This window comes from Streptococcus sp. GMD6S, from assembly GCF_000297015.1.
In genome coordinates this window covers 1-8,207 of record NZ_AJRH01000057.1, presented here as the reverse complement: position 1 = coordinate 8,207, position 8,207 = coordinate 1, and the positions used below count along the sequence as shown (strand labels likewise).

The 8,207-nt window shown below is 43.1% G+C and carries 7 protein-coding genes; 6 read left to right on the top strand and 1 reads right to left on the bottom strand.

All coding sequences use genetic code 11. The annotated features are described in order from the left end of the window. The first annotated feature begins 231 nt into the window (after nt 1–231). The 5 genes from GMD6S_RS07560 (at nt 232) to GMD6S_RS07540 (ending at nt 6,411) form a co-directional block, all read left to right on the top strand. Nucleotides 232–1,509: a hypothetical protein gene (locus GMD6S_RS07560; RefSeq protein ID WP_000091645.1), complete on the top strand. Its 1,278-nt coding sequence runs from the start codon at nt 232–234 to the stop codon at nt 1,507–1,509. Nucleotides 1,510–1,584: 75 nt separating this feature from the next. Further along, the gene (gene thrC / locus GMD6S_RS07555) at nt 1,585–3,069 is read left to right on the top strand and encodes a threonine synthase (protein ID WP_000177138.1); all 1,485 of its coding nucleotides are present in this window, start codon (nt 1,585–1,587) and stop codon (nt 3,067–3,069) included. A gap of 60 nt (nt 3,070–3,129) precedes the next feature. After that, nucleotides 3,130–4,410 carry an MATE family efflux transporter gene (locus tag GMD6S_RS07550; RefSeq protein ID WP_000473993.1) on the top strand — a complete coding sequence of 427 codons (1,281 nt, stop codon included), beginning with the start codon at nt 3,130–3,132 and terminating at the stop codon, nt 4,408–4,410. 3 nt (nt 4,411–4,413) lie between these two features. Next, complete coding sequence (locus GMD6S_RS07545; protein ID WP_001172833.1) at nt 4,414–5,034, top strand: HAD family hydrolase; 621 nt, start codon at nt 4,414–4,416, stop codon at nt 5,032–5,034. 165 nt (nt 5,035–5,199) lie between these two features. Continuing rightward, nucleotides 5,200–6,411 (top strand): LysM peptidoglycan-binding domain-containing protein, encoded by a 1,212-nt coding sequence (locus tag GMD6S_RS07540; RefSeq protein WP_000745991.1) that lies wholly within the window; start codon nt 5,200–5,202, stop codon nt 6,409–6,411. Between the two features lie 178 nt (nt 6,412–6,589). Here the strand turns inward: GMD6S_RS07540 and GMD6S_RS07535 are convergent, their stop codons facing one another. Further along, complete coding sequence (locus GMD6S_RS07535; RefSeq protein ID WP_000876914.1) at nt 6,590–7,447, bottom strand: DUF975 family protein; 858 nt, start codon at nt 7,445–7,447, stop codon at nt 6,590–6,592. A gap of 116 nt (nt 7,448–7,563) precedes the next feature. On the opposite strand from GMD6S_RS07535, the gene GMD6S_RS07530 reads away from it, so the two are divergent. Next, a partial coding sequence (locus GMD6S_RS07530) for a tRNA guanosine(34) transglycosylase Tgt (protein WP_001285235.1) occupies nt 7,564–8,207 on the top strand: 644 nt, incomplete at its 3' end.

Sequence of the window (8,207 nt, the reverse complement as noted above, 5' to 3'; positions counted from 1 at the left end):
CTGGACTCAAAATCCAGTGTCCGCAAGGACGTGCCGGTTCGACCCCGGCCGCCGGTATAGTAATAAAGACAAGGTTTTCGGACCTTGTTTTTTGTTTTGGTAAAGATTTTGATTAAGTACAGATAACTGATGAATCATCTTTTTCTTCTTATTCTAGTCATTTTTAGTGTATTTTTGGTATAATATTACTTATTCACAATTTATTTTGATTATGAAAGAGTTTGGTGATTAATGTCTCGGTCTGTTGAATTACTAAAGAAACGTTACTTAAAGAATATAAAAGAGCACCCAGATTTATTTATTGGGATTGAGTTAGAATATCCTATTGTAAATTTAGAGGGTAAAGCTACAGATGGTGAAGTTGTTAAGGATCTCTTTCGGTATTTACCATCAGTACTGGGCTTTACTATCGAAAAAGTGGATGATTTTGGGAATCCAATTCAGTTGCTTGATCCAGTCAGCCAAGATACGATCTTGTTTGAGGTTGCTTATACGACGATTGAGTTTGCATTCGGAAAGGCCGAATCTATCCAAGAGGTAGAAGAACGCCTTAACTTCTATATGGCTACGATTCAGAATAAATTGGGTGAAGCTAATCATGCTATTGTTGGCCGCGGCATTCATCCTAACTGGGATAAAAATGAGAATTGTCCAGTGGCTTATCCACGCTATCAGATGTTGATGGATTATCTGAATTTGAGTAGAAATGTAACTAAATCAGATTTACATCATTTCCCTGAGTATGGAGCCTTTATCTGTGGGAGTCAGGTTCAACTAGACATTTCAAGGTCCAACTACCTGCGTGTTATCAATGCTTTTACTCAAATTGAAGCTGCCAAAGCTTGTTTGTTTGCAAATTCTGAGTTTTCAGGGGCAGATTGGGATACCAAGATTTCGAGAGATATTTTTTGGGAAGAGTCTATGCACGGGATTTATCCTGAAAATGTAGGCGTCAATGCCAGACTCTTCAAAGACGAGAATGATTTTTTTGATTATCTAGATTATTCTGCAATCTTTACTGCGGAGCGTGATGGGCAGATCTATTATTTTTATCCGATTCAGGCTAGGGACTATTTGGCTACACCTGAAATCCAAGCATTTACCCTTAATGGGGATGAGGTGTTAATTCATCCTCAGGAGGAGGATTTCCAAACTCATCGTAGTTACCAGTACCAAGACTTAACGACTCGAGGAACAGTTGAGTTTCGTAGTGTGTGTACTCAGCCACTTGATAGGACTTTTGCTTCTGCTGCCTTTCACTTGGGCTTGTTGGTTCATTTAGACAAGCTTGAAGCTTACTTGCGAACTGCTCCATTTTTTACCACAGCTGGTCGTGATTATAAGCTTTTAAGACGACAATTTTCTAAAAAACAACTCACAGATGAAGAAGAAGCTGCGGTTCTCGAGTTTTCTAAAGATTTACTCACCCTAGCTGAGGAAGGACTGGAGAAAAGAGATAAGCAAGAAATGGTTTATTTAGAGCCTTTGAAGAAAGAATTGGGATTATAATTTCTCTTATAAAGGGAGAATTTTCTGAAAAATCATGATATAATGGAAGAGACTATAGATAAAGGATAGAGATTCATGACATTAGTTTATCAATCAACGCGTGATGCCAATAATACAGTAACTGCCAGCCAAGCTATTTTGCAAGGTTTGGCGACGGATGGTGGTCTGTTTACACCACTTACTTATCCAAAGGTGGATTTGGACTTTGAAACATTAAAAGATGCTTCTTACCAAGAAGTGGCTAAATTAGTTTTATCAGCCTTTTTAGATGACTTTACGGCTGAGGAGTTGGACTACTGTATCACCAATGCCTACGATAGCAAGTTTGATACTCCAGCTATTGCGCCATTGGTGAAACTGGATGGGCAATATAACTTGGAACTGTTCCATGGTTCAACGATCGCTTTTAAAGACATGGCCTTGTCTATCTTGCCGTACTTTATGACAACAGCCGCTAAAAAGCATGGTTTGGAGAACAAGATTGTCATTTTGACAGCGACATCTGGTGATACTGGGAAAGCTGCTATGGCGGGGTTTGCCGATGTGCCTGGAACTGAGATTATCGTTTTTTATCCGAAAGATGGTGTTAGCAAGGTACAAGAGTTGCAAATGACTACTCAGACTGGCGACAATACTCATGTTATCGCTATTGATGGAAACTTTGATGATGCACAAACAAACGTGAAGCACATGTTCAACGATGTGGAACTTCGTGAAAAATTGGCAGCGAACAAGTTGCAATTTTCATCAGCTAACTCTATGAACATTGGTCGTTTGGTACCACAGATTGTTTATTATGTTTATGCCTACGCTCAGTTGGTCAAGTCTGGTGAGATTGTGGCTGGTGAAAAGGTCAATTTCACAGTACCAACAGGAAACTTTGGAAATATTTTGGCTGCCTTTTATGCTAAACAAATCGGTCTTCCAGTTGGCAAATTAATCTGTGCTTCAAATGACAACAATGTTTTGACAGACTTCTTCAAGACACGTGTTTACGACAAGAAACGTGAGTTTAAAGTGACAACTAGTCCATCTATGGATATTCTGGTATCTTCAAACTTGGAGCGTTTGATTTTCCATCTTTTGGGGAATGATGCGGTTAAGACTGCTGAACTCATGAATGCCTTGAGTACACAAGGACAATATGAATTGACAGACTTTGATGCAGCGATTTTGGAACTCTTTGCAGCTGAATATGCGACTGAGGAAGAAACAGCAGCAGAAATTAAACGTGTTTATCAAACAGATGCCTATATCGAGGATCCACATACGGCGGTTGCCTCAGCAGTTTATAGAAAATACAAAGCGGCTACTGGGGATGCGGCTAAGACAGTGATTGCTTCAACAGCTAGTCCATACAAGTTCCCAGTGGTTGCCGTAGAAGCGGTAACAGGAAACGCAGGCTTGACTGACTTTGAAGCCTTGGCTCAATTACATGACATTTCAGGAGTGGCAGTGCCACCAGCGGTTGATGGCCTTGAAACAGCTCCAGTTCGTCATAAAACAACAGTGGCAGCTGCTGACATGCAAGCAGCGGTGGAGACTTATCTAGGACTTTAAGACAGAGGAAGTAAACTCGGTTGGGAAACCAACTGAGTTTCTTTTCATCAGGAGGAGAGATTGTTTAAGAAAAATAAAGACATTCTTAATATTGCATTGCCAGCTATGGGTGAAAACTTTTTGCAGATGCTTATGGGCATGGTGGATAGTTACTTGGTCGCTCACTTGGGCTTAATCGCTATTTCAGGTGTTTCAGTGGCTGGCAATATTATCACGATTTACCAGGCGATTTTTATCGCTCTGGGAGCTGCTATCTCCAGTGTTATTTCAAAAAGTTTGGGACAGAAAAATCAGTCCAAGTTGGCTTATCACGTGACAGAGGCTCTCAAGATAACCCTATTGCTGAGTGGGCTTTTAGGCGCCTTATCACTCTTTGCTGGGCAAGAGATGATAGGACTTTTGGGAACTGAGCAGGCTGTGGCTGAGAGTGGTGGGCTCTACCTATCTTTGGTGGGTGGATCGATTGTTCTCTTGGGCTTGATGACCAGTCTAGGTGCCTTGATTCGTGCAACGCATAATCCGCGTCTACCTCTCTATGTGAGTCTTTTATCCAATGCCTTGAATATTCTTTTTTCAAGTCTAGCTATTTTTGTCCTTGATATGGGCATAGCGGGTGTTGCTTGGGGGACTATCTTGTCTCGCTTAGTCGGTCTTGTGATTTTGTGGTCGCAATTAAAGCTGCCTTTTGAGAAACCGACTTTTGGTTTAGATAAGGAACTATTGACTTTGGCTTTACCAGCGGCAGGAGAACGTCTCATGATGCGGGCTGGAGATGTAGTGATTATTGCCTTGGTTGTTTCTTTTGGGACGGAGGCAGTAGCGGGGAATGCAGTCGGAGAAGTCTTGACCCAGTTTAACTACATGCCTGCCTTTGGCGTCGCTACGGCAACGGTCATGCTGGTAGCTCGAGCAGTTGGAGAGGATAATTGGGAAAGAGTCGCTAGTTTGAGCAAACAAACCTTTTGGCTTTCCCTGCTTCTCATGTTGCCCTTAACTTTCAGTATCTATGCCTTAGGAACACCACTGACTCATCTCTATACGACCGATCCTGTAGCAGTCGAAGCGAGCGTTTTGGTGGCGCTGTTCTCTCTACTAGGAACCCCCATGGCGACAGGGACAGTTATTTATACGGCAGTTTGGCAGGGTTTGGGAAATGCTCGCCTCCCCTTTTATGCGACAAGTATTGGGATGTGGTGTATCCGTATAGGGACAGCTTATCTGATGGGTATTGTTCTTGGTTGGGGCTTGCCTGGTATTTGGGCAGGGACTCTCTTGGATAATGGTTTCCGTTGGTTATTTCTACGTTACCGTTACCAGCGTTATATGAGCTTGAAAGGATAGGAGATGCAAAAAACAGCTTTTATTTGGGATTTGGACGGGACTTTATTGGACTCATACGAAGCGATTTTGTCAGGGATTGAGGAGACCTTTGCTCAGTTTTCTATTCCTTATGATAAGGAGAAAGTGAGAGAGTTTATCCTCAAGTTTTCTGTGCAGGATTTGCTGGAGCAGGTGGCAGAAGAGAGAAATCTGGATGCGGAAGTGCTCAATCAGGTACGTGCCCAGAGCTTGTCTGAGAAAAATGCCCAGGTAGTTTTGATGCCAGGTGCGCGTGAAGTGCTAGCTTGGGCAGACCAAGCAGGGATTCAGCAGTTTGTCTATACTCATAAGGGGGACAATGCGCTTACCATTCTAAGAGACTTGGGTTTGGAATTTTATTTCACAGAGATTTTAACTAATCAGAGTGGTTTTGCACGCAAGCCCGGTCCAGAGGCGGCGACATATCTGCTAGACAAGTATCAGTTGGATCCTGATAACACCTATTATATAGGGGATCGGACTTTGGATGTGGAATTTGCCCAGAATAGTGGTCTTCAAAGCATTAACTTTTTAGAGTCATTTTATGAAGGGAATCAGAAGATTCAAGCACTAGCAGATATTCCTTATATTTTTGAGGATAAGTAACGAGAAGAGTGTGTCAGTTTTGTGACAGAAACCTAACAAACTATTTCAACTGATCGAGTTTGTTACAAGGAATGGTCAGTTCTGTTAAATAGGCCCGAGAGGGCTTTTTTTCTGCTTTTTTTGTGTTATGATAGACAGGTACTCATTTGAAAGGAATGTGAACGAATGAAGAAAAGAATTATCTTAGCCTCAACAGTAGCCTTGTCTTTTGCGCCAGCATTGGCAACTCAAGCGGAAGAAATTGCATGGACAGCACGTACCGTTGAGCAAATCCAAAATGACGTGACGAAAAACGAGAACAAAAACAGCTATACAGTTCAGTATGGTGATACCCTGAGCACGATTGCAGAAGCTTTGGGAGTTGATGTAACCGTTCTTGCTAATTTGAACAAAATCACCAATATGGACTTGATTTTCCCAGATACTGTCCTCACTACAACTGTCAATGAGGCAGAAGAGGTGACGGAAGTTGAAATCCAGACACCTCAAGCAGATTCTAGTGAAGAAGTGACGACTGCGACAGCTGATTTGACGACCAACCAAGTAACCGTCGATGAACAAACAGTTCAAGTAGAAGACCTTTCTCAACCAATTGAGGAAACTCCAACTGCAACAGAGAATGAAAAACCAGCAGAAGTAGCGCCAAGTTCAGAAGTTTCTGAGACAGGGACAGTTGCTGAAGAGACACCATCTACAGAAACACCTGTAGCTGAAGAAACAGCTGAAACGACTCCAGCGGAAGCACCAGTAGCAGAAACAACTCGCCCAGTTGAAGAAGCTCCACAAGTGGCGACTCCAGCTACCGAAGAAACGGCAGCAACAACTCCAGCAGAAGCACCAGTAGCAGCTGCGCCGGCAACTGAAACGCCTGCTGATACAACAGGAACAAGTGCAACAGAAGAAACAGCAGCATCAACAGCAACTTCTGACACTGCAACTTCGACTTATCAAGCAGAGCAAAGCCAAACTCCTTCAAGAACATATTCAGCTCCAGCAGCTCCTGACTATGCAGGACTTGCTGTAGCTAAGTCTGAGAATGCTGGTCTTCAACCACAAACTGCAGCCTTTAAAGAAGAAGTAGCCAACTTGTTTGGGATTACATCCTTTAGTGGCTACCGTCCTGGTGACAGTGGGGACCATGGTAAAGGTTTGGCCATCGACTTCATGGTTCCAGTGAGTTCAGCACTTGGTGATCAAATCGCGGAATATGCAGTCAAAAATATGGCTAGCCGTGGTATCAACTATATCATCTGGAAACAACGTTTCTACGCTCCATACGATAGTAAATATGGACCAGCCTACACGTGGAATCCAATGCCGGATCGTGGTAGTGTGACCGAAAACCACTATGACCACGTTCACGTATCAATGAACTAATCATTAAAATGGAAGTTGGGAACTAATTGAGTTCCCGCTTCTTTTTTTGTGTGATAGTTTCAGGGGAATGGGAAGATTATTCTGAAGCAAGGTGGGCCTGCTATTTTGACTCTGCTGAGTATGTTACTTTTGAAATAAGAAAACCAGCGTCCTGAACGACGCTGGTTTTTGTAGACTCTTATCCATTTCGACGTTTACGGGCTAGTAGGGCTCTGTAAAAGAAGATATGATTGTTTTGGATATAGGGAAGGATTGAAAAACTAGCAATTCCAAAAGTGAGCCAGTTGAGGAAGTACCAAGGGAGTAGTTGTAGGTCGAGGACAAAGCGCTGGAATTTGTAACCCTTCATCAAGAAACGGCTGGTTTTCAGGATTTGACGGGGTTTAGCCTGTCCTAAATCCAGAGTATCGCAGAGGAGGAATTCTACCTGCGAGTAGGCATAATATTGTGGAACGTAGAGGATGTTCCCTACAATCATCAAGATGAGACTCGCGAAAAAGTAGAGGCCAAAGGTCATAAGGAACTGCTCTGTTTCAAGGGATGAGAGGTCTAATTTTGGAAATTCAGGATGTAGGGCGACAAATCTCCGAGCTAAGAGATTGCTATAAAAGAGAAAATAAACGCCTACTAAGTTTGGAATGCTCCATAAAAAGAGGTAGAAACGTTTGAGGAGCAGAGTGAGGAAGGTTTGCGAGAAGCGCTCTTCAGCAAAGAGGGCCAGGCTTGATTTTACTGAGAGTTCTGTATCAGGATCCTTGAGGAGTCGGAGTGTCGCAAAAGCAGCACCTGCTAGAAAAATTGTGCTCAAAAAAGAAACCACTAGTGGGAAGAGATAGGCTTGGAGCACTTGTGCCAGCATGCTGAAAAAGGATTGCTCTAAAACACTTTCTTGGAGACGAGCCAAGGGGTTGAGAAAGCCTGATAAGATGACCAGTATGCTAGGTAAGAGATAGACGAGAAAGAGGCGGGGATTTTCAGCCTGAAACTGCCTCGTCTGCAGACGAATGGTTTTTAAATCAATTTTTGGGTATTTCATTCTCTCATTATACCATAGTTCGTGACAGTTCCTAGTTTTTTTGATAAAATCATACAGTATGCCTTTGGGCACAAAGTATGAACTGGGACTGTTTTTCCCAGCTTCGGAGGTAAAAAATGTCAGATTCACCAATCAAATACCGTTTGATTAAGAAAGAGAAACACACGGGAGCTCGTCTGGGAGAAATCATCACCCCGCACGGTACCTTCCCGACACCTATGTTTATGCCAGTTGGGACCCAAGCTACTGTCAAGACCCAGTCACCAGAGGAGTTGAAGGAGATGGGATCAGGGATTATCCTCTCTAATACCTATCATCTCTGGCTTCGCCCTGGAGATGAACTCATCGCACGCGCAGGTGGTCTCCACAAATTTATGAACTGGGACCAACCAATTTTGACAGATAGTGGTGGCTTCCAGGTTTATTCCCTAGCAGATAGCCGAAATATCACCGAAGAAGGAGTAACCTTTAAAAACCATCTCAATGGTTCCAAGATGTTCCTATCGCCAGAAAAGGCCATCTCTATTCAGAACAATTTAGGCTCAGACATCATGATGTCTTTTGATGAATGTCCTCAGTTTTACCAACCTTACGACTACGTTAAGAAATCCATCGAGCGTACTAGCCGTTGGGCCGAACGTGGCTTGAAGGCTCACCGTCGTCCACATGACCAAGGTTTGTTTGGAATTGTACAGGGGGCAGGATTTGAAGACCTTCGCCGTCAGTCAGCTCACGACCTTGTTAGCATGGACTTCCCTGG